Origin of the sequence: Rhodococcus sp. OK611 (assembly GCF_003050885.1) — a bacterium.
Lineage (GTDB): Bacteria > Actinomycetota > Actinomycetes > Mycobacteriales > Mycobacteriaceae > Rhodococcus_G > Rhodococcus_G oryzae.
In genome coordinates this window covers 109,908-134,330 of record NZ_QAOZ01000009.1, presented here as the reverse complement: position 1 = coordinate 134,330, position 24,423 = coordinate 109,908, and the positions used below count along the sequence as shown (strand labels likewise).

At 68.1% G+C, this 24,423-nt stretch carries 19 protein-coding genes, 1 tRNA gene and 1 pseudogene; 15 read left to right on the top strand and 6 right to left on the bottom strand.

The genetic code is table 11. From position 1 onward, the window contains the following. Nucleotides 1-4 precede the first annotated feature (4 nt). The 8 genes and pseudogenes from C8K38_RS13120 to C8K38_RS13085 all read left to right on the top strand — a co-directional run bounded on the left by C8K38_RS13120 (nt 5) and on the right by C8K38_RS13085 (nt 8,814). Nucleotides 5-1,267, top strand: a complete 1,263-nt coding sequence (locus tag C8K38_RS13120) for an APC family permease (protein WP_280923603.1) — start codon at nt 5-7, stop codon at nt 1,265-1,267. Nucleotides 1,268-1,527: 260 nt separating this feature from the next. Then, a pseudogene (lon, locus tag C8K38_RS13115) lies at nt 1,528-3,853 on the top strand (endopeptidase La). Nucleotides 3,854-3,942: 89 nt separating this feature from the next. Then, nucleotides 3,943-4,314 carry an ArsR/SmtB family transcription factor gene (locus C8K38_RS13110; protein WP_097211902.1) on the top strand — a complete coding sequence of 124 codons (372 nt, stop codon included), beginning with the start codon at nt 3,943-3,945 and terminating at the stop codon, nt 4,312-4,314. Beyond that, nucleotides 4,311-5,393, top strand: a complete 1,083-nt coding sequence (arsB, locus tag C8K38_RS13105) for an ACR3 family arsenite efflux transporter (RefSeq protein ID WP_097211901.1) — start codon at nt 4,311-4,313, stop codon at nt 5,391-5,393. Before C8K38_RS13110 ends, arsB begins: the two co-directional genes overlap by 4 nt. A gap of 13 nt (nt 5,394-5,406) precedes the next feature. Then, nucleotides 5,407-5,814 (top strand): arsenate reductase ArsC, encoded by a 408-nt coding sequence (locus C8K38_RS13100; RefSeq protein ID WP_097211900.1) that lies wholly within the window; start codon nt 5,407-5,409, stop codon nt 5,812-5,814. Between the two features lie 83 nt (nt 5,815-5,897). Then, a complete protein-coding gene (locus C8K38_RS13095; protein WP_097211899.1) occupies nt 5,898-6,257 on the top strand; it encodes a hypothetical protein in 360 nt (119 codons plus the stop codon). A 156-nt stretch (nt 6,258-6,413) separates the two neighbouring features. After that, a complete protein-coding gene (locus C8K38_RS13090; RefSeq protein ID WP_179800554.1) occupies nt 6,414-7,841 on the top strand; it encodes an amidase in 1,428 nt (475 codons plus the stop codon). 115 nt (nt 7,842-7,956) lie between these two features. After that, entirely contained in the window at nt 7,957-8,814 is an 858-nt protein-coding gene (locus C8K38_RS13085) for a pentapeptide repeat-containing protein (protein ID WP_218840973.1), read from the top strand. Here the strand turns inward: C8K38_RS13085 and C8K38_RS13080 are convergent. Further along, complete coding sequence (locus tag C8K38_RS13080; protein WP_097211897.1) at nt 8,723-9,973, bottom strand: cation:proton antiporter; 1,251 nt, start codon at nt 9,971-9,973, stop codon at nt 8,723-8,725. The genes C8K38_RS13085 and C8K38_RS13080 overlap by 92 nt on opposite strands. A gap of 479 nt (nt 9,974-10,452) precedes the next feature. Further along, nucleotides 10,453-11,190, bottom strand: coding sequence for a response regulator transcription factor (locus C8K38_RS13075; RefSeq protein WP_143548457.1), 738 nt, complete (start codon nt 11,188-11,190; stop codon nt 10,453-10,455). Between the two features lie 277 nt (nt 11,191-11,467). Between C8K38_RS13075 and C8K38_RS13070 the strand changes: the two genes are divergently transcribed. Continuing rightward, on the top strand, nt 11,468-12,649 hold the full coding sequence (locus tag C8K38_RS13070) for an acyl-CoA dehydrogenase family protein (RefSeq protein ID WP_097211895.1): 1,182 nt from the start codon (nt 11,468-11,470) through the stop codon (nt 12,647-12,649). Nucleotides 12,650-12,668: 19 nt separating this feature from the next. Next, nucleotides 12,669-13,748: an acyl-CoA dehydrogenase family protein gene (locus tag C8K38_RS13065; RefSeq protein ID WP_097211894.1), complete on the top strand. Its 1,080-nt coding sequence runs from the start codon at nt 12,669-12,671 to the stop codon at nt 13,746-13,748. A gap of 514 nt (nt 13,749-14,262) precedes the next feature. On the opposite strand, the gene C8K38_RS13060 is transcribed toward C8K38_RS13065, so the two are convergent. Together C8K38_RS13060 and C8K38_RS13055 are read right to left on the bottom strand one after the other, a co-directional pair. After that, a complete protein-coding gene (locus C8K38_RS13060) occupies nt 14,263-15,423 on the bottom strand; it encodes an acyl-CoA dehydrogenase family protein (protein ID WP_097211893.1) in 1,161 nt (386 codons plus the stop codon). After that, nucleotides 15,408-16,460, bottom strand: coding sequence for an acyl-CoA dehydrogenase family protein (locus C8K38_RS13055; protein WP_097211892.1), 1,053 nt, complete (start codon nt 16,458-16,460; stop codon nt 15,408-15,410). Before C8K38_RS13055 ends, C8K38_RS13060 begins: the two co-directional genes overlap by 16 nt. A 309-nt stretch (nt 16,461-16,769) precedes the next feature. Here C8K38_RS13055 and C8K38_RS13050 point away from each other — a divergent pair, with 309 nt between their 5' ends. Then, nucleotides 16,770-17,249, top strand: coding sequence for a tyrosine-type recombinase/integrase (locus C8K38_RS13050; RefSeq protein WP_306455732.1), 480 nt, complete (start codon nt 16,770-16,772; stop codon nt 17,247-17,249). Nucleotides 17,250-17,262: 13 nt separating this feature from the next. Here the strand turns inward: C8K38_RS13050 and C8K38_RS13045 are convergent. Both C8K38_RS13045 and C8K38_RS13040 read right to left on the bottom strand, forming a co-directional pair. Continuing rightward, nucleotides 17,263-17,337 (bottom strand) — tRNA-Thr (locus C8K38_RS13045). 83 nt (nt 17,338-17,420) lie between these two features. Then, on the bottom strand, nt 17,421-18,614 hold the full coding sequence (locus C8K38_RS13040) for a serine hydrolase domain-containing protein (RefSeq protein WP_097211995.1): 1,194 nt from the start codon (nt 18,612-18,614) through the stop codon (nt 17,421-17,423). A 258-nt stretch (nt 18,615-18,872) separates the two neighbouring features. Between C8K38_RS13040 and C8K38_RS13035 the strand changes: the two genes are divergently transcribed. The 4 genes from C8K38_RS13035 to C8K38_RS13020 all read left to right on the top strand — a co-directional run bounded on the left by C8K38_RS13035 (nt 18,873) and on the right by C8K38_RS13020 (nt 24,422). Further along, entirely contained in the window at nt 18,873-20,054 is a 1,182-nt protein-coding gene (locus C8K38_RS13035) for a sensor histidine kinase (RefSeq protein ID WP_179800553.1), read from the top strand. Continuing rightward, nucleotides 20,051-20,716, top strand: coding sequence for a response regulator (locus tag C8K38_RS13030; protein WP_097211889.1), 666 nt, complete (start codon nt 20,051-20,053; stop codon nt 20,714-20,716). The genes C8K38_RS13035 and C8K38_RS13030 overlap by 4 nt, the downstream gene beginning before the upstream one ends. Nucleotides 20,717-20,871: 155 nt before the next feature. Beyond that, the gene (locus C8K38_RS13025; protein WP_097211888.1) at nt 20,872-21,699 is read left to right on the top strand and encodes an FAD binding domain-containing protein; all 828 of its coding nucleotides are present in this window, start codon (nt 20,872-20,874) and stop codon (nt 21,697-21,699) included. Next, nucleotides 21,696-24,422, top strand: a complete 2,727-nt coding sequence (locus tag C8K38_RS13020; RefSeq protein ID WP_097211887.1) for a molybdopterin-dependent oxidoreductase — start codon at nt 21,696-21,698, stop codon at nt 24,420-24,422. Before C8K38_RS13025 ends, C8K38_RS13020 begins: the two co-directional genes overlap by 4 nt. The last annotated feature ends 1 nt before the right edge of the window (nt 24,423 follow it).

The following is a 24,423-nucleotide window of genomic DNA, read 5'->3' as shown; positions in this document are numbered from 1 at the left end:
GGCGCTGCGCCGAATCCACCCCTACCGTGTGACGGTGCCCGAACTCGCCCGCACGCTCGGGGTCCGCGACAGCGTGCTGATCGGCCTCGGCTCGATGATCGGGGCCGGGATCTTCGCCGCCCTCGCCCCTGCCGCGCAGGCCGCCGGGACAGCGCTGCCCCTCGCGCTGGCGGTCGCCGGGATTGTCGCCTACTGCAACGCCACCTCGTCCGCCCGGCTCGCGGCCCGATACCCGAGCTCGGGCGGGACCTATGTGTACGGCCGCGAGCGGCTCGGCGAGTTCTGGGGATACCTGGCCGGCTGGGGCTTCGTGATCGGCAAGACCGCGTCCTGCGCCGCGATCGCCCTGACCGTCGGGGCCTACGCCTGGCCCGCGCACGCGCACGCCGTCGCTGTGGCCTCCGTGCTCGCGCTGACCGCGGTCAACTATGTGGGAGTGCAGAAGTCGGCGCTGCTGACCCGGGTCCTGGTCGCGGTGGTGCTCGCCGTGCTGGCGGTCGTGGTCGTCGTGGGCCTGGGCTCCGCGGCGCCGAGCCACTGGGCGGACGGCGGCTCGGGCGGCGCCTTGGGTGTGCTGCAGGCCGCCGGACTGCTGTTCTTCGCGTTCGCAGGCTACGCCCGGATCGCCACCCTCGGCGAGGAGGTCCGCGACCCGCGCCGCACCATCGGCCTTGCCATCCCGATCGCGCTGGGCATCACGTTGGTGGTGTACGCCCTGGTCGCGGCGGCGGCCCTGAAAACCCTTGGCCCGCAGGGGCTGGCGGCGGCGACCGATCCGCTGGCGCAGGTGGTGCGGGCCGCGGGGGCGCCCGGTCTGGAGCCGGTGGTCAGGGTCGGTGCGGTGCTGGCCGCGCTCGGCTCGCTGCTCGCGCTGATCCTCGGGGTCTCGCGCACCACCCTGGCGATGGCGCGCGACGGCCACCTGCCGCGCGGGCTGGCCGCCGTGCACCCGCGCTTCGGCGTGCCACACCGCGCGGAGTTGATGGTGGGTGTGGTCGTCGCGGTGCTCGCCGCCGTCGCGGACCTGCGGCACGCGATCGGGTTCTCCTCGTTCGCCGTGCTGGCCTACTACCTGATCGCGAACTGCTCGGCGCTGACGCTGACGCGCGCGGAGGGCAGGGCGTGGCCGGGGGTCCCGATCCTCGGCGCCCTCGGCTGCGTGGTGCTGGGTTTCGCGCTGCCCCTCGCCTCCGTGCTCAGCGGGCTGGCGGTGCTCGGCGTGGGTGCGCTGGTGTACGCGGCCAGGCGGCACACGACCTCCCCGTGACCCAGGCAGAAGGGGCGCCTCCCCGCCGGGAGGCGCCCCTTTGTCGCGCTGCGTGCGTCAGAGGTTGACGTGGATCGCGAAGCTGAAGAGGTCGCCGCCGAACAGGGCGAAGCGTGAACAGAAACACAGGGTAGCCTCACCTATCTCTCGCGCCACACTTCGGCGCCGCGTCCGCCCACGGCGAAACGCCGCAGTGGCGGGAACAGACCCCTAATCGACGAGGTTGAGCATCGCACGCTCAACTTCAGAAGGGCAGGGTCATGACAACAACCGAACGTCTCCCCGTGCTGTTCGTGGCGGAACCGGTGGTGCTGCCAGGAATGGTCGTCCCCATCGAGCTCGACGAACCGGCACAGGCCGCCATCGACGCGGCCCGCAGCAGCAGCGACGGCCGCGTGCTGCTCGCCCCACGCCTCGAGGACCGATACGCGGCGTTCGGCGTGGTCGCCTCCATCGAACAGATCGGCAGGCTCAGCGGCGGGGCCCCGGCCGCCGTGCTCAAGGCCGGCAGGCGCGCCCGCATCGGCACCGGCGTCACCGGACCGGGCGCCGCGCTGTGGGTCGAGGCCGAACTCGTCGAGGACCACGCGCCCGACGGCCGGACCACCGAACTCGCCCACGAGTACAAGAACCTGGTGGTCGCGGTCCTGCAGCGCCGCGAGGCCTGGCAGGTCATCGACTCGGTCAACCGGCTCACCGACCCCTCGGCCATCGCCGACACCGCCGGATACGCCCCTTACCTGACCGACCTGCAGAAGCGACAGCTCCTCGAAACGCCTTCGGCGACAGAGCGTCTGACCGTGTTGATCGACTGGACGAAGGAGCACCTCGCCGAGGTCGAGGTGGCCGACAAGATCGGCGACGACGTCCGCGAGGGCATGGAGAAGAGCCAGCGCGAGTTCCTGCTGCGGCAGCAGCTCGCCGCGATCCGCAAGGAACTCGGCGAGGGCGAGGCGGACGGGGCGGACGACTACCGTTCCCGCGTCGAGGGCGCGGACCTGCCGGATTCGGTGCGCGAGGCCGCATTACGCGAGGTCGGCCGGCTGGAACGGGCGGGCGATCAGAGCCCCGAGTCCGGCTGGATCCGCACGTGGCTCGACACGGTGCTCGAACTGCCGTGGACGGTCCGCACCACGGACAGCACCGACGTCGCGGCCGCCCGCGCGGTCCTCGACGCCGACCACCACGGCCTGGAGGAGGTCAAGGACCGGATCGTGGAGTACCTGGCGGTCCGCGCGCGCCGCGCGGAGCGGGGCATGGAGGTCGTCGGCGGTCGCGGCTCGGGCGCGGTCATGGTGCTCGCCGGCCCGCCCGGCGTCGGCAAGACCTCGCTGGGCGAGAGCGTCGCACGAGCGTTGGGACGCAAGTTCGTTCGCGTCGCGCTCGGTGGCGTCCGCGACGAGGCGGAGATCCGCGGGCACCGGCGCACCTACGTCGGCGCGCTGTCCGCGGATCGTCCGCGCGATCAACGAGGCCGGCTCGATGAACCCGGTCGTGCTGCTCGACGAGATCGACAAGGTGGGCTCGGACTACCGCGGCGACCCTGCGGCGGCCCTGCTCGAGGTGCTGGACCCGGCGCAGAACCACACCTTCCGCGACCACTACCTCGATCTCGACCTCGACCTGTCCGATGTGGTGTTCATCGGGACGGCCAACGTGGTGGAGTCGATCCCGGCCGCCCTGCTGGACCGTATGGAGCTCGTCACCGTCGACGGCTACACCGCAGACGACAAGGTGGCGATCGCCAGGGACTTCCTGATGCCGCGCCAGCTCGAACGCGCCGCGCTCACCGCGGACGAGGTCGAGGTCACCGAGGACGCGCTGCGCGAGATCGCGGCCGACTACACCAGGGAGGCCGGGGTGCGGCAGCTCGAACGGCTGCTGGCGAAGGCGCTCCGCAAGGCCGCGACCCGGCTCGCGGGCATCGCCGCGCCGGAGCGGGTCGTGATCGGCGTCGACCAGCTCAGGGACCTCCTGGGCCGGCCGCGCTTCACCCCCGAGGCACACGAGCGGACCTCGGTTCCCGGGGTCGCGACCGGTCTCGCCGTCACCGGGCTCGGCGGGGACGTGCTGTTCATCGAGGCGAACGCCACCGAGGGCAAGGCGGGGCTGACCCTGACCGGGCAGCTCGGCGACGTGATGAAGGAGTCGGCGCAGATCGCGCTGTCCTACGTCCGCTCGCACGCGAAGGAACTGGGCGTCGACCCCGCCGCCCTGGACCGGAGCATCCACATCCACGTCCCCGCGGGGGCGGTGCCCAAGGACGGGCCGTCCGCGGGGGTGACGATGGTGACGGCGCTGGTGTCGCTGGCGTTGGGCCGCCCGGTGCGCTCGGACGTCGGCATGACCGGCGAGGTCACGCTCAACGGGCGGGTGCTGCCGATCGGCGGCGCCAAGCAGAAGCTGCTGGCGGCGCAGCGGGCGGGGCTGAGCACTGTGTTCCTGCCCGCCCGCAACGAGCCGGACCTGGACGACGTCCCCGCTGACGTGCTCGAGTCCGTCGAGGTGCGGTTGGTGTCCGACGTCGCGGACCTGCTGCGGTCGGCCATCACGTCCGCCGAGGAGCAGGCGGTGCAGGCGGCATAGCCGCTTGTGCGCGATCCGTACCCCGACTGGGGTACGGATCGCGCACAGTTGCGGTAGCGCTTTACATCGACAGGTGTCAATATAGACACATGTCGAATCAAGGTCTGGCGCTGACCGACGTCACCGAGCGATGCTCGCCGCTGGTCCGCGAGCCGCTGAGCGAGGGCCACGCACACGAGATCGCCCGCACGTTCAAGGCCCTTGGCGACCCGGTCCGACTGCGCCTGCTGAGCCTGATCGCGAGCCACGACGGCGGCGAGGCCTGCGTCTGCGACATCTCCCCCTCCTTCGATCTGTCCCAGCCGACGATCTCGCATCACCTCAAGGTGCTGCGCGAGGCGGGCCTGCTGGACTCCGAGCGCCGCGGCACCTGGGTCTACTACCGGGTGATCCCCGCCGCGCTGCACCGACTCTCGTCGGCACTCGCGGACGCCGATCCCACCGCCGCGGTGACCGCGTGAGCGCGCCAGCGACCACCGGGGGCCATCCGGCCGTCGTCGGCAAACTCTCCACCCTCGACCGCTTCCTGCCGGTGTGGATCGGCGCCGCGATGGTCGCTGGGCTGCTGCTCGGCAACATGATCCCGGGACTCGGCGACGTGCTCAGCGCGGTGGAGATCGACGGCATCTCGCTGCCGATCGCCCTCGGCCTGCTGATCATGATGTACCCGGTGCTGGCAAAGGTCCGCTACGACCGACTCGACACCGTCACCGGCGACCGCAAGCTCCTGATCAGCTCGCTGGTGCTGAACTGGGTGCTCGGCCCCGCGCTGATGTTCGCATTGGCCTGGATCTTCCTTCCCGACCTGCCCGAGTACCGCACCGGACTGATCATCGTCGGGCTGGCCCGCTGCATCGCGATGGTCATCATCTGGAACGACCTGGCCTGCGGGGACCGCGAGGCCGCCGCTGTCCTGGTCGCGATCAACTCCGTGTTCCAGGTGATCATGTTCGCCGCCCTCGGCTGGTTCTACCTCTCCGTTCTGCCCGGCTGGCTCGGTCTCGAGCAGACCACCATCGACACCTCGCCGTGGCAGATCGCGAGGTCGGTGCTGATCTTCCTCGGCATCCCGCTGGTCGCCGGCTACCTGTCCCGCCGATTCGGCGAAAAGGCAAGGGGCCGAGACTGGTACGAGGGCACGTTCCTGCCCAAGGTCGGGCCGTGGGCGCTGTACGGACTGCTGTTCACCATCGTGGTGCTCTTCGCCCTGCAGGGCGATCAGATCACCTCACATCCCCTCGATGTCGTCCGCATCGCGATCCCCTTGCTGGTGTACTTCGCGGTGATGTGGGGCGGTGGCTACGCGCTCGGCGCCGGGCTGGGCCTCGGCTATCAGCGCACCACGACCCTCGCGTTCACCGCCGCGGGCAACAACTTCGAGCTCGCCATCGCCGTCGCGATCGCCACCTACGGCGCCGCCTCCGGGCAGGCGCTGGCCGGGGTGGTCGGACCGCTGATCGAGGTTCCTGTCCTGGTCGGGCTCGTCTATGTCTCGCTCGCGCTGCGCGGGCGCTTCCGTTCCGCCAACCTCCCCGCCTGACGAAAGGCCGATCATGGCAGCCACACCCAGCGTCCTGTTCGTCTGCGTCCACAACGCCGGCCGATCCCAGATGGCCGCCGGCTTCCTCACCCACCTCGCGGGCGACGCGATCGAGGTCCGCTCCGCAGGCTCCGCGCCCGCCGACGCCGTCAACCCGGCCGCGGTCGCCGCGATGGCCGAGCTCGGGATCGACATCTCCGCACGGTCTCCGAAGATCCTCACCCCCGACGCGGTCGAGTCCTCGACCGTGGTCATCACCATGGGCTGCGGGGACAGCTGCCCGGTGTTCCCCGGCGTGAGCTACCGCGACTGGCAGCTGGCGGATCCGGCCGGTCGGGGCGTCGAGCAGGTGCGCCCGATCCGCGACGAGATCCGATCCCGCGTCGAAGCCCTGATCGCCGAGCTCGCCCCGACCGACTAGCTCTTGTGGGACAACGGATCCGGGAGCGGACGGAACGGGGTGCGCTGTCGGAGCCGGCCCGATCGTCTGGTACTGATACGGGCATGAAACGAACCCTGATCGCCGCCGTCGCGGCCGCCGCCGTGCCCTTCCTCCTCGTCGGCTGCAGCTCTGATTCCGAGGAGAAGACGAGCGACTCCGCCGCCAGCACGGTCGAGGAGCTGGCGATCGGCGAGACCCCGCAGCTGACCGGCGACATCTACCACGACACCTGCGTCGGGATCAGCGAGTACATCAAGACCCTCAAGGACGCAGGCATCACCGACGAGGCCGCCACGCCGGAGGCCATCGGCGCCGAGTTCGCGAACCTCGCGAAGGCCGCGCCGGACTGGGCCACCAAGTCCGAGCAGGACCAGAAGGACTTCCAGCGCGGCGTGGACGCCGGCATCAAGGGCGAGTGCTGACCGCTCCCCCACCGTGACGAGAACGCCCCCGCCGACCTGCTCGGCGGGGGCGTTCTCGTCGGTCCCCGACCGCCCTCGATGCACGTTGACATCTCATGTCAAACTGTCACGCACGAGTCGGCCGGACTCGTCCAGAGTGCAGGGTCAGGAGGGTACGTGGAGATCACCGAGGAGTCGGCCGTCGCGCTGGCGGGCGCGATCCGGGCGGGGTCGCTCAGTTCGCGCGAGGTGGTCGAAGCGCACATCGCGGTGCTCGATCGGGTCAACCCGGCGTTGAACGCGGTGGTGGTCGAACGGTACGACGCCGCCCGGCGGGAGGCGGACGAGGTCGACGCGCGATTGGCCGCCGATGGGCCGGACGCACTCCCGCCGCTCGCGGGCGTTCCGGTGACCGTCAAGGAGTCGCTCGCCGTCGCAGGCATGCCCAACACCGCGGGAGTCGTTGCGCGCAAGCATATCCGCCCCGCGGCACACGCGCCGGTGGTGCAGCGCGTCCTCGACGCGGGCGCGATCGTGCTCGGCCTGACGAACACGTCCGAGGGCTGCATGTGGATCGAGAGCAACAACCGGGTCTACGGGCGCACCAACAACGCCTACGACCGTCGGCGCAGCGCGGGCGGCTCCTCCGGCGGCGAGGGTGCCGTGATCGGCAGCGGCGGGTCCCCGATCGGGATCGCCACCGACACGCTGGGGTCGATTCGCATCCCGGCCTTCTGCAACGGGGTCTTCGGGCACCGGCCCTCGACCGGACTGCTGCCCGTCACCGGATCCTGGCCACCGCCCTACGGGGTCGCGCGGATGTGCGCGAACGGTCCGCTGGCGCGCCGCGCCCAGGACCTGATGCCCCTGCTGGAGATCATGGCGGGCCCCGACGGCGTCGACCCCCTCGTACGGGAGGTGCCGCTGCACGACCCCGCGTCGACCTCGCTGACCGGCGTCCGGGTGACCCTCGTCGATGACGCGTTCCTGCCGGGCACCGGCCGCGAGATGCTGCGCGCGCGGGACCGGGCCGCCGCCGCGCTGGAGGACGCAGGCGCAAAGGTCGAGCACGTCACGATGACGTCGCTGCGCCAGATCGGCCTGTTCACCACCATCGTCCTGGCCGAGGAGACGGGCATCAGCTTCGCGGAGATCATGCGCGGGGAGGGCGCCCATCCCCTCTCGCTGCCGGAACTGGTCGCGCCGCGCGGCAAGCACACGGCGCCGATGCGGTCGCTGGTGATCGGCGAGGTTCTCGAGAAGCTGTTGCCGAAGCCGCTGGTGCGGCGGCTGGCCACCGCCGCCCACACGGCGGCGGACGAGGTGACGGCGATCATCGGGGACGGCCTGCTGCTGCACCCGACGATGCCCGCCGTCGCGCCGCGACACGGCGCGTCCACCGGCCAGCCGTGGCGGACCAACGCGGTCGCCCCGTTCAGCCTCGCCGGGCTGCCGGTCACCCAGGCACCGCTCGGGCTGGGCTCGGCCGGGCTGCCGCTGGGCGTCCAGATCGTCGGCGGGATGGGCAACGATCACCTGACGATCGCCGCCGCGCTCGAGTTGGAGCGCGCCTTCGGCGGCTGGGCGCCCCCGCGGGGCAACTAGACTCGCGGGCAATCACCCGACCGAGAGATCGCCTTCCGTGCCTGCCGACCAGCTGCCCCCACCGACGACCCCTAGCCTGAATGCGGACTGCGGCAATTGCTTCGCGCTGTGCTGCGTGGCGCTGCCCTTCGCCAAGTCGGCGGACTTTGCCGTCGACAAGTACGCGGGCCGGCCGTGCACGAACCTCCTGGACGACTTCCGGTGCGGGATCCACACGGACCTGCGGCACAGGGGGTTCACGGGCTGCACCGTCTACGACTGCTTCGGCGCAGGCCAGAAGGTGTCGCAGCAGACCTTCGAGGGGCGCGACTGGCGCCGGGACCCGGCCGGGGCAGGCGCGATGTTCGAGGTCTTCCCGATCATGCGGCAGCTGCACGAGCTGCTCTGGTACCTGAACGAGTCGCTGACGACCGCGGCCGCCGAACCGGTCCACGCCGAACTCCGCGACGCCTGGGACCGGACGGTGGAGCTGACCGAGGGCGACCCCGCGACGGTGGCCCGGATCGACGTCGATCGCCACCGTCAGGAGGTGAACGTGCTCCTGCTCCGGGTCAGTGAGCTGGTCCGCGGGGCCGTGCCGGGCCGCAAGCGCGAGCACCGGGGAGCCGACCTCATCGGCGCCAAGCTGCGCGGTGCGGACCTGCGGGGCGCGAACCTGCGGGGCGCGTACCTGATCGGCGCGGACCTGCGTAAGGCCGACCTGCGGTCGTCCGATCTCATCGGCGCCGACTTCCGGGGAGCGGATCTTCGGGGCGCGGATCTGACCGAGACCATCTTCCTGACTCAGTTCCAGGTCAACGCCGCACAGGGCGACGCGACGACCCGCCTGCCCGCCGCGCTGGCGGTGCCACCGCACTGGGGCGATTCGCCGCCAGAAGGACTCACGGCGAACCCCGCTTCGCGAGGTCGTCCTCGTCGCGCGGGTGGCGGCGGAACCAGGCGGCGTAGCGGTCGGCCAGCGGCGCCGCGCTGAGCCCGTGGGCCAGCACCGAGGCCCCGATCGTGATCACCGCCGTCGTCACGAGCAGGTCCTCGTGGGGCAGCTGCCCCGGTTCCTCGAGGATGAGGATGACGAAGACGATCGTGGCGAGTCCGCGGGGACCGAACCAACCGAGAAACGCGACGGTCGGCGCACGCGGGTGCGTGCCGACCAGTGACAGCGCGACGGGGACCATCCGGACGACGGTCAGGCTCAGCGCCGCGTAGCCGAGCACGGCCAAGGACAGGTGCCCGAGGGCGGGGCCGAGCAGCACGGCACCGAAGACGATGAAGGTCACGGCGCTGAACATGTCGCCTGCCTCGTCGAGCAGGCGTGCCCCCTCTTCCTCGCCGCCGCCACTTCTGCGTCGGATCGCGCCGAAGGTCAGTCCGCCGATGAACGCGGCGATGAAACCCGAGCCACCCAGTGGCACGGCGGCGGTGTAGGCGAGCAGGGCCGCCGTCACGGGGACGATCTGCGCCCACAGCGGGTCGATCGTGCCGCGCCGACGCGCGGCGGCCAGGATCGTGGCGGCGATCGCGCCCGCTCCGACGCCCGCCGCGATCCCGTACCCGATCTGCTCGGTGACCAGCCGGGCCGCGGCACCGCCGCCGAGCGCACCGGATTCCGCCTCCGCGATGGCCAGCACGACGAGGAAGAGCGGCACGCAGATGCCGTCGTTGAGCCCGCTCTCGACGTTCAGGCCCTGCCGGACCCGCAGCGGCAGAGACCGGAGGGTCACGACGGCCTGCCCGAGCGCGGCGTCGGTCGGGGCGAGAATCACCGCGAGCAGCAGTGCCTCGGGCCAGGCGAGGTCGCCGAGCACGACCACCGCGGCACCGAAGCCCGCCAGGATGGTCAGCGGCAGGCCGATGCCGAGTAACCGAGCAGGAAGGGAGATCTCGGTGCGGAGGGCGGACAGGTCCACCCGGGCGGCATCGGAGAACAACACAAGCGCGAGCGTCACCTCGGCGAGCAGCTTGACCGTCTCGGCGGTGACGTGCACGTCGATCAGACCCGCAGACCTCCCCCCGAGCAGGAGGCCTGCCGCGGTGAAGACGATCGGAGCCGTGATCGGAGTGCCCGCGAGACGCCGGGACAGCGCCGCGAAGACGAGCAGGACCCCAGCGATCACGGGTAGCGCCCATGTCATGCCGCCACCGCCCCACTCACCTCGCCGGGCTACCAGGTCATGTCGAGTATCCGCCGATCAGCGCGCGCCGAGCGGCAATTTCCACTCTTCACCGTTGCGAAGGTCCCGATGGGCGCAACAGCGGGCGGGTCGCGCTTGCGGTCGCGAGCGGCGCATGGTCGCGTACGGAGCCGCAAAGGGATGAGGCCGATCGGCTCGGCCGCCGTCATCTGGGCCGGCGCAGTGGCGGTCACCGTGCGGCAGGTCCGGCGCCATGCACAAGCAGAGGCGGCACCTCTCGGCGACTTATGTCGCCGAGAGGATCGGCATGTAGCCGGGCCACAGCGTCGGGGAAATCTGCCCGACGCAGCTGCGCGGCCGAGCGTGGTCCGCCGCCGTTCGCCGCACGACTCGACACAAGTCGTCATCGATAGGGTCCGGAATCACATCGTTCCCGCATAGTCGGTACACAGGTCACCCGACGACTCCAACGCTCGACGTCACTGTTCCGAGAATGCCTTGAGCAGACCAAGCTCTGCCGCGCGAGCGCCGACTTGGAACCTGGTGGTGACCCCGAGCCGAACCATAATGTCGGCAACGTAGCGGCGGTAAGTTCGTAGCGACACGGCGAGCCGGCGCGCGGCGAGCTCGTCCTTCAATCCGAGGTCGAGTGCGCGCAACACAGCCAGCGTCATCTGGGCGAATTCCGGTTGCGGCAATGTGAAGTGCCTGGACAGCCCTGGCGCCGATTCCCAGAGGACCATGGCGAATTGATGCAGCACCCGGAGCAGGTCGGGATCGCTGATGACGTACCCATAGGGCCGTTGCTCACCGGTCCCGCCCCAAACCGCTGCGACCTGTCGATCGATGATGACCATATTGTGGAAGTCGGCGTTGGACACCCGGATCCGGTCGCACAGTTCGGGCTGTTGCCGCAACGATTCATAATCGCGTGTCTCGGCGTAGTGCTGGGTGTACAGCAGACGGACTTCCTTACCGGTCGAGAGCATATCCGCGACCGTTCGCCGACCTGGCTGGTAATGCCGCTGGATCCGCAGCGGGCTCGCCACCGCGAGCATGGCCTCTTTGCGAACACGTTGTAGCAATTGCTGTAGATCGCGTTCCCACCCCTCACCTGGGCGCAACCGGACGACGTCTCCGGCCGCACTGCGGACACTGTGATGTTCGTCTATCGCGTGATCGAGCAGGCGACGCGCCTCCGCCAGCAGTGAACCCACATCCACCCCACCCCGGTCTGGTTGCTTCGCTCCAATTTCAAAGTGCTGCGTCCCCTCTGGATACATAGCTCTATGACCCCACCTTCGACTATGAAAACCAGGCTTACCGGCACCCCCGACAAGCTGTCAATCTAAGTGATCAGATCACTAAAGCACTCTGTGGCGTGGCAATTCTCTGCCACGCGGGACGGCAGCTTCCTGCTACACAACAGCCCTTCTTCGAGGTGAGCCTGTTCTATTTTCGGAAGAGCTCAGACATCCGAATCCAAGGACCACGATGCACATCGACTTCAACGACGAACAACTGCAGCTGCGCAAGCAGTTGCGCTCCTACTTCACCGACCTGATGACACCCGAAATCCGCGAGACTCTAGCTGGATCCGGTGGCGAATACGGCGATCCCGACGCCTACAAAGAGGTCGTTCGCACCCTCGGCCGCGACGGCTGGCTGACCCTGGGCTGGCCCGAGGAATTCGGCGGCCAGAACCGGCCGGCCATGGACCAACTGATCTTCAATGACGAGGCCGCCGCCGCGGGCGTCCCCTTCCCGTTCCTGACCGTGAACACGGTCGGCCCGACCATCATGCGCTTCGGCACCCCCGAGCAGAAGGCATTCTTCCTGCCCCGAATTGCCAAGGGCGAGTTGCACTTCTCCATCGGCTACTCCGAGCCCGACGCAGGCACCGATCTGGCGTCACTGCGCACCCGAGCGGTACGCGAGGGCAGCGAGTTCGTCATCAACGGCGAGAAGGCCTGGACCAGCCTCATCGAATACGCCGACTACATCTGGCTGGCGGCCCGTACCGATCCGGAGGCGACCAAGCACCGCGGCCTGTCCATTCTAATCGTGCCCACCACGGCACCGGGCTTCTCCTGGAGCAGGATTCACACCATGGCCGGTCCCGGCACCAGCGCAACATTCTACAACGATGTGCGGGTGCCCGTCACGAATGTGGTGGGCGAACTGAACGCCGGCTGGCCGCTGATCACCAACCAGCTCAATCACGAGCGAGTCGCGTTGACTTCCGCTGCACCACTTCAGGAATCGCTTCGCCAGGTCTGGGAATGGGCAGAGACCACCACCCGGGCCGACGGTACCCGGGTTATCGACTCAGAGTGGGCGCGACTACATCTCGCTCGCGTGCACGCCCACATAGAGTATCTGAAATTGCGCAACTGGCGCATAGCCTGGGCTGCGGACTCCGGTGAACTCCACCCCGCGGATGCCTCCGCGACCAAGGTCTTCGGCACCGAATTGGCCACGGAAGCTTACCGATCGCTCATGGAGGTGCTGGGCGCCGCATCGGTGGTACGGCAGAACTCCGCTGGCGCGCTGCTGCGCGGCCGAATTGAACGCCTCCACCGATCATCGCTCATCCTGACCTTCGGCGGCGGCACCAATGAGGTCCAGCGCGACATCATCGCCAAGACCGCGCTCGGCCTGCCTGTTACCCGCTGACCTATTTCGAGGACTTCTCATGGACTTCACCCTCACCGATGCCCAGCACGACCTGGCCGGACTGGCCCGCACCGTGCTCACCGACTGGACCGCCAAGAACATCCCGGACGCGACGGGTTTCGACCGCACGCTATGGTCGGCCCTCGCCCGCGCCGGACTCCTGGAGGCCGCGCTGCCCGCCCCGGTCGGCGGCGGGTTCAGCGTGCTCGAACAGTGCAGCGTGCTTATCGAGATCGGCCGCACAGTCGCGCCCGCACCGTACCTGACCAGCGCGGCGGTCGCAGCTGCCGCGATCGCGCAATTCGGCGACAAAGAACAGCAGACACGGTGGGCCGCTCCGGTCGCGGCGGGCACCGCCACTGTCGCCGTGGCTCTCTCCACGGAAGACCACCGATTCACCGCCGAGCGCACCGATGCCGGCTGGCGCATCTACGGCTCGCACAGCGCAGTTCCGGCGGGCGCGTTCGCGGATGCCTTCCTCGTCGAGGCGGTAGCCGACGGCGGCCCGCTGCTGCTAGTGCTCGATCGCGCTACCCGTGGACTGCGCACTACCCAACAGCAAGTCGTCGACGGCTCCGACGCCGCTCTGCTGGAACTGGACACGGCAGTAGGCCGCACCGCTGCGCTCGGCGCGCCCGGCGACGGCTCAGCCGGATGGGCGCATCGCCGCGCCACCATCGCCGCCTGTGCCTACCAACTCGGCGTCTTGGAGCGCGGCCTGGAACTCACAAGCGAATACGCCATCACCCGAAAGCAATTCGACAGGCCGATCGGCGAGTTCCAGGCGGTCAGACAACGTCTGGCCGACGCCTACCTCGACGTCGAGGCGGTACGACTGAGCCTCTGGCAAGCGGCCTGGCGCGAATCCGAGGGCCTTCTCGCGGATGCCGAAATCGCCACCGCGAAATTCTGGGCGGCCGAGGCCGGCCATCGGGTGGCGCACACCATGGTCCATGTGCACGCCAGCATCGGCATCTTCCTGGACTACCAGGTACATCGCTACTTTACGGCCGCCAAACGCACCGAATTTCTGTTCGGTGCTGCCACCGAACAACTTCGAACGCTGGCCGACACCCTCACCGAGACCCAGCGGACGTAGCGAATAGCGGCGCCCGGGAGCCGTATCCGGTGGCGCAGGTCCGAGTCGAACTGCGCCACCGAAGTTCTCAGTCACGATTGGCGAGGGCGTTGACACAAACGGCCGAAGTTCCCACCGTTTGTCGGTTGTCGCGGGTGAGTTGATCTACCTGCCCGATCTCAGCGAAACGCTGACATACCCAGACAATCCACGTAGCCGTGCGCCACAAGTTTCGAGAGCTCCTGGCATTGCCATCGATTGGCGAAATACGACCCCTGCGGCCGCATCTGGCGCTTCCAGAGGAAACGCCAGAGTCCAACTCAGCTTCTCCTGTCGTCCTGGCGGTGACGGTCATCGGGCCGCTCACCCAGCTTTCAGCACGCAGGGCGTGCCACTGCGTAGACGGCGGTCATGCACTGATTCCAGTGATTTCACAGGGACTTGTGGAACTGCTCTCGCGGATCCTGTTCACCATCGCTGGATCGCGCAACAACGCACGGATCGGTCGCCTGCCGTGCTTGACCGTGAATCATCGTCACCTGCGGGTGACTTTCGGCAGGCCCAATCCAACCTCTGAGACCATGTCTCGCATCACTTCGTTGACACCGCCGCCGAAGGTAATCACCACGTTCCGCTTGGAATGAACGTCCAGTGATTTCAAGGTCTGGGCCGTGTATGGATCAGCGAGGTCACCCCACGAGTAGATGATGTCTTCGGCGATCCGGGCCACGCGTTGCACGCGGGTGGTGTGAAACACCTTGGAAGCAGACGCGTCCGCCTGACTTGGCCCTTCGGGGCCCGCGGACGCCACCACACGCCAGTTCAATACGTTGTTGACCTTCAGAACCGCGACGATTTCTCCAAGACATTCCCTCACGTCGTCAATGTCCAACAACCCCTCTGATGCGGCCCAACGGTGCACGAGGTCGTAGACAGCAGCGATACGCCCGGACGGACTCAGCATCACTCGCTCGTGATTGAGCTGGGAGATCAGGTACCTTACCCCCTTGTTCTCCTCACCGACCAACATCGACGCCGGAACATGCACGTCCTCGTAGTAGGTGGCATTGGTGTGATGTGCGCCGTCGAGTGAGATGACCGGGGTGCAGCTGAATCCCGGATCGTTGGTGTCGACGATCAGTATCGACAGACCGCGGTGGCGCGATTCCACGCTGCCGGTCCGTGCGGCCAACCATATGTAGTCCGCGCTATGCCCGCCGGTGGTGTAAGTCTTCTGACCATTGACGACGTACGACCCGTCGGATTGCCTCTTCGCCGTGGTGGACAAAGAGAAGAGGTCGGTACCCGCGTCGGGTTCGGTGTATCCGATCGCAAACTCGATTTCGCCACGCAGTATGCCCGGCAGGAAGCGTTGCTTCTGTTCGTCAGTGCCGTATCGCAGCAGAGTCGGTCCGACCGTTTGCAGGGTGACGGACGACAGTGGGATGCTCGCGCGCACCGCCTCCGACTCGAAGATCTGCTGCTCTAACGAGCCGAAACCTCGGCCACCGAACTCTTTCGGCCAGCCGACCCCCAGCCAACCGTCCTGTCCGAGTTGACGAACGATCCGTTTGGCCACTGGGCCGTGACGGTCGTGTAGCAGCGAAGAAACATCGCCTTCACTCACGAGAGATTCGAAATACGAACGGATTTCGCTCTGCAGTGACTCTTGTTCCGAAGTCAGACCAATGAACATCGATTACCCAACCTTCTGAGATTCTGTCTCTCACCACCACAATGGCGCACGACATCCTTGGCCAATGAGAAGTACCTGTGCATTGGGTAAGTGACGTCTACACCCAGTCCCCCGTGCAAGTGGTGACACATCTGCATCGCCGCGCGCCCCTCGCCCGCGAACATGAACAGGGCAGCATCGAGTTCGGTGCTGGCACTCCCACCGTTGTCGAGAGTCCAGTTGCAATACAGGGACGTCGATTCCAAGGCGGTCGCTAGGACGTAGATGTCGGCAATCTCCTGCGATGCGGCCTGGAACGTTGCCAAGGGGCGCCCGAACTGTGTCCTACTCCTGAGATGATCCGCCGTCAACTTCAACGCACCATTCAGGAGACCGCTCGCATAGGAAAGGAATACCGTGCGGTGAAGATCGGCAAACAGATCCGGTGCATCAGGACGGTCGCCGAACACCGGCTTGGACCGAACGTCTACGAGTCGGAATTGACTGTCGATCGGTGCACTGGGATCTTCAGTGCCCAACGAACTCGCGATCGGTACGACCGTCACGCCTTGCTGCGTTGCATCGATCAGGCCCGGCCCAGTCGTAGTCGGGATGAGTAACCATCGGGCGTTCTCAGCGCACTGCGCCGCGCTGAAGTCACCATCGATTTTCACAACGGCATCGCCCTCGACCGGGACTGCTTCAGGAACGCCCATGCGCCCTGGCGCCCGCGCACTGACTGCAGTCACCTCTCCGCAAGCGATGCCCTTGCACCAGTCGTCGATCTCGATTCCCGCAGCAGTCCGCGATGCCACCAGGCCAGCAATACCGGCACCCACGAATGGACTTATTACGGCAGCTTCACCCAATGCCTGAGCAACGATGCCGACCTCGACTGCGCCCAGGCCGGCGCCACCATGCTCCTCCGGAATGCTGAGCACATGCAATCCTGCATCCTGAAGCACTGACCACAATTGCGCAGAGGGCGACTCCCGGGAGAGGACCCCTCGGACCGTTTCTTCGACGGCAAGCTGCGTTTCATCAAAACTGAAATCCATCTACACGCCTTCCCGAGATGGATGAGCGCCGCGCGCTGAACCAATCCCCAATGTGTTGCGGGAGTGCCCTTCGTCATGGAGGTGTTGTTGACGGTGCTCGACCGCGACCGAGTCGCCGGTCTGGCCGACCGGCGCGGCGGATGCACGGCAGGAACGTCTACGCTGGCGTCGAGTCGTCGTGCCAGTCGGTATCGGAGGTGCTCAGCAGCACGATGTCGCGTCTCCACTGATAAGAACACGCATACCGTCTGCCTCCTGGTCAGTTTTGGACTCCCCGTTAGGCCACGACGTTAGGCGGACAGCTCTGCTGTGTGGGTCGGCTGGCTCTTAGTGGCCAGCAATTGGTCAGTGACGGCCGCCGTCGAAGTCATCTTCCTGCCAACTCCAGGTCGGGGTACGTCCACATCAGGAAGATCTCAAGCGGGTCTACCAACTGGTCACCTCGACGCGGCGCAACATGTTGGTGACTGTGGCCCGTTATCAATGCACCCGATTGAGGCGATTGTGCCGCGGACGATTTGCACAGCGGCGAAGGTTCCGCCGATCCGGCTACACGATGCGCGGCACACCTGCGGCACGCTCATGCACCTGCAGGGCGTCCCCACCGCGGTCATCTCGGCGCGGCTCGGGCACGCTGACTCGACATCCACGACGCGCACCTACATGCACTCGCAGGACGATTCGCTCACGCTCGCCGCCGCGGGTTTGCGATCAGTTGTGACGACCCGTGACAGTTTCGCCGGATCCTGTAACGAGAAATCCGGCGCCACCAACTATTCGCGCTGGTAGACGCCGGATCCCGTGGAGCCCCCTGTCAGGATTGAACTGACGACCTTTCGCTTACAAGGCGAGTGCTCTACCACTGAGCTAAGGAGGCGGACAAAGCGCGCCCATCATATCTGGCCGCCTCCGAGGCCCCGAAACCGACAGCACGGATGCGCGCCTGGCCTGCTACCGGACCTATCCGCTCAACGTGTAGAGGTGATCGGGACTGATCACCTCGGTGATTGCGGTGGCGAGGACACCGCTCGACCCGGTGTCCAGCGTGTCGACGTCCGAGTTGATCAGAATGACCATGGTCAGATCCTTCTCCGGCAGGTACACGACGACGCTCTTGTAGCCGGGCAGGCTCCCGTTGTGCCCGATCCATCCCCGCACATCGAAGACGCCGAGGCCATACCCGACGCCATCGATCCCCTGAGCCGGCAGCATCTGCAATCGCTGCTTCTGGGTATCCGCATCGAGCAGGTCGCCCTTGTACAGCGCATGCGCCCAGGTCCGCAGATCGTCGAGCGTCGAGATCATCGAACCGGCAGCCCACCCCCACGACGGATTCCAATCGGTCGCGACCCCGAGCGTCTCGTCCTTCGTCTGCGTCGTGTAACCCTGGGCGTGCGGCTCCGGAAAAGCGTTCGACGTGGGAAAGTTGGTGTCCTTCATCCCCAGCGGTTCAAGGATCTTCCCCTTGATGATGTTCTTCATCGAGTCCCCCGATACCTTCTCGACGACCATCCCCAGCAGGATGAAGTTGGTGTTGGAGTATTCGAGCCGGTCACCGGGCTCGAAATGCAACGGGTCGCCCTTGACGTATCCCACCAGCTGCCCAGGGCTGAAATCACCCTTGGGGTCGGTGAGGAAATCGGTGCCGAACTGTTCGTCGTACGTGTAGTCGGCCAGCCCGCTTCGCATGCCCGCCAGGTGGCGCAGGGTGATTCTGTCGCCCTCGGTCACACCGTCGACGTACTTCGAGATCGGATCATCGAGTCCGACCTTGCCCTCATCGACCAGCTGTAGCAGAGCCGTCGCGGTGAAAGTCTTGGTCACGCTACCTATCCGGCTGTAGAAGTCGGTCTTCATGGGAGCCCCGGTCGCGGTGTCCGCCGTCCCCGTTGCTCTGACATAGCTGCCGTTCGGTCCCCACACGCCCACGATCGCGCCCGGTACCCCGGTCTTCCGGACCGCCTCCGCTATTGCCGAATCCAGCTTCGCGGTCGTCGCCTGATCCATCTGCACGCCGGCGGGCGCCGAGGACTCCGAGCCAACCGACGCGGAGCCCTCACCCGTGCCACCACATCCGGTGGCCCCGACCGCCACCACGAGCGCCCCCACGACGGCGCACAGGGTCCTCCTCGAACGCACACAATTGATCGACATCGACCTGCCCTCCCGCTCCAGCGCATCCACCATGGACGCCGACCCAGTAGAGCAGTTGAATTCACTAAAACCGATACAGGACTACGCATTTCAGAAAGATCGCGACCTGCGGCGTACATGCGCATAGGCCTTGAGACATACCCGATAGGCCCCGAATGTGTCCGCTCGGATGATGCGAAGACGGGCATAGTGGTTCTAGCGTCGATCGAGTCGGAGTCGCCGAGGCGATAGAAGGGGGCGCACGCGACAATGACCACCATGCGTTGCCTCCGCCCTGCGGAACATCTCGATGACCGCTCGTCGGCCCGCTGGGCCTTTGATGCGATCGTCGCGGCGCTGGCGGTGGCGGTGGCGATGCCCGACCTCTTCCACGACGGCGAGGGCCCGCCCTTGGCCGCGATCGCGGTCTTGGTCGCCGTGCTCGCCCCGCTGGCGGTACGGCGCATCTTTCCGATCCCGGTATTCGCCTGGGTCCTGATCAGCGCGGTCGCCGCCGGACTCTGGAACGACAACCTCGCCGCCGACCTGGGCCTGCTCATCGCGCTCTACACCGTCGCCGCTGCGCAATCGCGACTGGAGGCGCTGGCGGCGGCGGCCGTCCTCGAATTCGCCATGATCGTCGCCACCGTCCGCAGCACTGACGGCAGTTGGTGGCACGCCTCGATCCTCGTGTCGGGCCTGGTCGGTACCGCACTCGGGCTCGGACTGTACGCATCGACGCGGCGCGCATACCTTGCCGAACTCCGCGATCGCGCGGTGCGTTTGGAACGCGAGCGCGACCAGCAGGGCGAGCTGGCCGCAGCCGCTGAACGCGCGCGGATCAGCCGCGAGATGCACGACATCGTCGCGCACCACCTGACCGTCATGGTTGCCCTCAGCGAGGGTGCGGTCGCCGCGAGCGCAACCTCGCCCGAACGCGGGATCGAGGTGATGCGCACCGTGTCCGCCACCGGTCGACAGGCACTGGCCGACACCAGGAGGCTGCTCGGGGTCTTGCGCGAGAACGAGCTCGGGAACCCCGGAGATTGCGCGCTCGCGCCCGTCCCGGACCTGGCCGAACTCGACGTGCTCATCGCCCGGGTACGTGACGCAGGACTGCCGACCTCACTCGAGGTGCACGGGAACGCCATCGACCTACCCGCCACCATCCAGCTCACGGTCTATCGGCTGGTGCAAGAGGCGCTCACCAACACCCTCAAACACGGCGGCCATGGCACCCGCGCCTCGGTGCGGCTGCGGTACCTGCCCGGCGAGATCCGGGTGGACGTCGAGGACGACGGTGCCGGGGCGGCGACGACGCCGTCCGGCGGGGGCGGCGGCCTGATCGGGATGCGGGAGCGAGTCCACACATATGGCGGCGTGTTGCGGTCCGGTCCGATGGGGCCCCGCGGTTGGCGGGTCTCCGCGCGGTTTCGCTTGGACGAAGGAGAGAGCACGTGATCCGTGTGCTGTTGGTCGACGATCAATCCCTGCTGCGGATGGGATTTCGGCTGATCCTGGAGGCCGAGTCCGATATCGAGGTGGTCGGCGAGGCCGGGGACGGCGCGACCGGGGTCCGGATGGCGGCGGCCCTCGAACCGGACGTCGTGATGATGGACGTCCGGATGCCGACCATGGACGGCATCGCGGCCACCGCCGCCATTCTCGACGCCCAGCCCGCCTGCAAGATCCTGATCCTCACCACCTTCGATGTTGACCAGTACCTCTATGCCGGCCTGAAGGCCGGTGCCAGCGGGTTTCTGCTCAAGGACGCGCCCCCGACGGCTCTACTCGCCGCGATTCGCACGGTGGCCGACGGGGAGGCCGTGCTCGCTCCGACCGCGACCCGGCGCCTGATCGACCAGTTCATGCCGCTTCTGCCCGAACCGGACCGGCAGGCCAGGCGCGACACGGTGCTCAACGCGCTCACCGACCGGGAGCGGACGGTGTTCGCCGGGCTCGCGGCCGGCCGGTCGAATCGCGAGATCGCGGGCGACCTGCAGGTGTCCGAGGGCACCGTGAAAATCCACGTGGGGCGAATTCTGTCGAAGCTGGACCTGCGTGATCGGGTGCAGGCCGTGGTGCTCGCATACGAATCGGGCCTGATCACCCCGGGAAACTGAGCACCGCCACGCCAGGCGCGACATACCGAGACCCCTCCGGCCGGACCAGCCATACGAGGCCGCACGAATATGCCTCCCGGCGCCCCAAACGCCGACCCGCGCGGACCCGGTCGGCGTATGTTTGGCACGACACATTCCCTGACGGGAGCGGTCCCATGGATCTCAACACCATCAGCGATGTCGTGCGGCGACCACCCGACCGCCCCGGCGCGGACTGGCGCGAGGGCGATGCCTGGCTGGCCGGGGGAACGTGGCTGTTCTCCGTTCCGCAGCCCGCGCTGCGCAGGCTGGTGGACCTCACCGCACTCGGCTGGGACGCCCTCGTACCGAGCGAGTCCGGCTTGGAGATCGGCGCGACGTGCACGGTTCGTGATCTGTACGACCTTGCGCCGCAGAGCGATTGGCGAGCCGGCCCGCTACTGAGGACGAGCTGTGAGGCGTTCCTGGCCTCGTTCAAGGTGTGGAACTCGGCGACGGTGGGCGGCAACATCTGCATGTCCCTGCCTGCGGGCCCGATGATCACGATGACCGTGGCGCTCGAGGCGACGTACACGCTGTGGGCGCCCGACGGATCGCAGCGCACCGTCGACGCGGCCGACTTCGTCACCGGCGACCACCGGAATGTGCTGGCGCCCGGCGAGGTTCTGCGCCGCATCGACATCCCGGCCGCCGCGCTGCGCAAACGCCACACCCACCGCCGCTTCACCCTCACCCGGCTGGGGCGCTCCACCCTGTTCATGATCGCCACCCAGACCCCCGGCACCGCCGACCTCGCCCTCACCATCACGGCGGGCACCACGCGCCCGGTGCGGATGGAGTTCGAGACCGTGCCGGACCCCGAGACGATGCGGCGCAGCATCGACTCCCTGCCCGACGACCTGTGGTTCGACGACCCGAACGGCACCCCCGAGCACCGCCACCACCTCGCGCGGCACTTCGCCGAGGAGATCCGCGTCGAGTTCGAGTCGGGAGACCGGTCATGACCTATACGGTGAACGGCAAGACCTTCGACGAGGAGCCGCGACCCGGCCAGTGCCTGCGGACGCACCTGCGGGAGCTCGGCCACCACGGCGTCAAAAAGGGTTGCGACGCAGGCGATTGCGGTGCCTGCACGGTCTGGCTCGACGGCGATCCGGTGCACAGCTGCATCACCCCCGCGTTCCGGGCGGATGGCCGCGAGGTGACCACGATCGAGGGCCTCGGCACTCCCGAGGATCTGCACCCGCTGCAACGGCAGTTCCGCGATGCCCCCGGCTTCCAGTGCGGATTCTGCACCGCGGGCATGATCATGACGTCGGCGACCTTCACCGACGCCCAGAAGCAGGATCTGCCCCGCGCGCTCAAGGGCAACCTCTGCCGCTGCACCGGCTATCGGTCGATCGAGGACGCCGTGCACGGGGTCACGGGGATCGAAGACGCGCTCCCCGGTCGCGCCGTCGGCACCAGCGTCGCCGCCCCGGCCGCCACCGACGTGGTGACCGGCCGCGCCGAGTTCACGATGGACACCGAGATCGAGGGGATGCTGCACCTGAAGGTGCTGCACTCGCCGCACGCGCACGCCCGCATCATCTCGATCGACAAGACCGCCGCGCTCGCGGTGCCCGGCGTGCACCGCGTCTACACCTGGGAGGACGTGCCGCGGAAGCGCTTCACAACCGCGATCCACACCGATCACCTCGTCGATCCCGACGACACCTACATCCTCGACGACACGGTGCGCTTCGTCGGGCAGCGGGTGGTCGCGGTGCTGGCCGACTCCGTCGGGGCCGCGGAGGAGGGCTGCCGCCGGGTGGTCGTCGAGTACGAGCCGCTGCCAGCGGTGTTCGACCCAGAGGAGGCGATGGCCCACGGCGCGCCCGCGCTGCACGGCTCGCACGACCCGTTCGTGCGGGACCCCGTGCACAACATCCTGCTCGAACTGCACGGGCACGTCGGAGACGTCGAGACCGGGTTGGCCGAGGCCGATGTCGTCCACGAGGGCACCTACTTCTCCCCGCGCGTGCAGCACGCGCACCTGGAGACGCACGGGTCCATCGCGTGGATGGCGGAGGGCCGCCTGCACGTGCGGACCAGCTCCCAGTCACCGTCGATCGCGAAGGTCAAGCTGGCCCACCTGTTCGCCCTGCGCCCCGATCAGCTGCGGGTGTTCTGCAAGCGGGTCGGCGGCGGGTTCGGCGGCAAGCAGGAGGTGATCTCCGAGGACCTGGTTGCCCTCGCCACGCTGGACACCGGGCGCCCGGTCTGCCTGGAGTTCACCAGGGAGGAGGAGTTCACGACGGCCTCGCCGCGGCACCCGATGAAGCTGACGGTCACCCTCGGCGCGAAGGCCGACGGCACCCTCACCGCGATGAAGATCCGCAACGTCTCCAACACCGGCGCCTACGGCAACCACGGCGGCGAGACGCTGTTCGCGGGCGGGGCCGCCGTCTCGATCTACCGGTGCGCCAACAAGAAATACGACGCGTACTCGGTGTACACCAACACCGTGCCGAGCGGCGCGCTGCGCGGCTACGGCATGACCCAGCCCGCGTTCGCGGTGGAGTCCGCCGTGCACGAGCTGGCGGTCGCGCTCGGCATCGACCCGCTCGAGCTGCGCCGCCGCAACATCGTGCGCCCGGGCGACTCCCTGGTCGCCTTCGAGGACGGACCGGACGACGTCGTGTTCGCGGAGGACGGGCTCGGAAAGTGCATCGACCTGGTCGACGAGGCCCTGCGGCACGGCGGCTCCGACCCGCCCGCCGGTGACGACTGGCTCGTGGGGACCGGCGCCGCGAGCTCACTGCACGAGACCGCTCCCCCGACCGAACACGTCTCCGAGGCCTGGGTGACGCTCGGCGACGACGGCGTCTACGAGCTCGCCGTCGGCACCGTCGAGTTCGGGGAGGGCACCTCGACCGCGCACGTGCAGATCGCCGCGAACCAGCTCGGGACCACGCCGTCGCGGATCCGCCTGGTGCAGTCCGACACCGACCGCACCGGCTTCGACACCGGCGCCTTCGCCAGCGCGGGCCTGTTCGTGTCCGGCAACGCCGTGCTGCGGGCGTCGAACGCCCTGCGCGACCGGATCCTCGCGTTCGCCGCCGCGCACACGGGGGTCGACGTCGCCGCCTGTGCCATGGACGACGGCGGCGTCGTCTGCGACGGCACCCGCGTACCGCTGACCGTGCTCCAGCTCGCCGCAGGCGCCCGCGGCATCCGGTTCACCGCCGCCCGCAAGGCGTACGGCTCGCCGCGCAGCGTGGTGTCCAACACGCACGGCTTCCGGATCGCCGTGCACCGGGTCACCGGCGAGATCCGTGTCCTGCGCAGCGTGCAGGCCACCGACGCCGGGGTGATCATCAACCCGGCGCAGGTGCGCGGGCAGATCGAGGGCGGCGTCGCGCAGGGCATCGGTTTCGCGTTGACCGAGAACTTCCTCGTCGACGGCGCCGGGACGATGGTCAACCCGAACCTGCGCAACTACCGCATCCCCACCTATGCCGACGTGCCCCGCACCGAGGTGCTCCTGGTCGACTCGGCGGACTCGGTCGGGCCGATGCGTGCGAAGGGCATGGCGGAGTGCTGCATCAACCCGGTCGCGCCCGCGCTGGCCAACGCCCTCCAGAATGCGACGGGGGTGCAATTCCGGGCGCTGCCCCTGACACCCGAGCGCATCTACGGCCCACTGGCCCTGTCGCGGACCCGCGCCCCTTCGGTGCGCCCGTAGG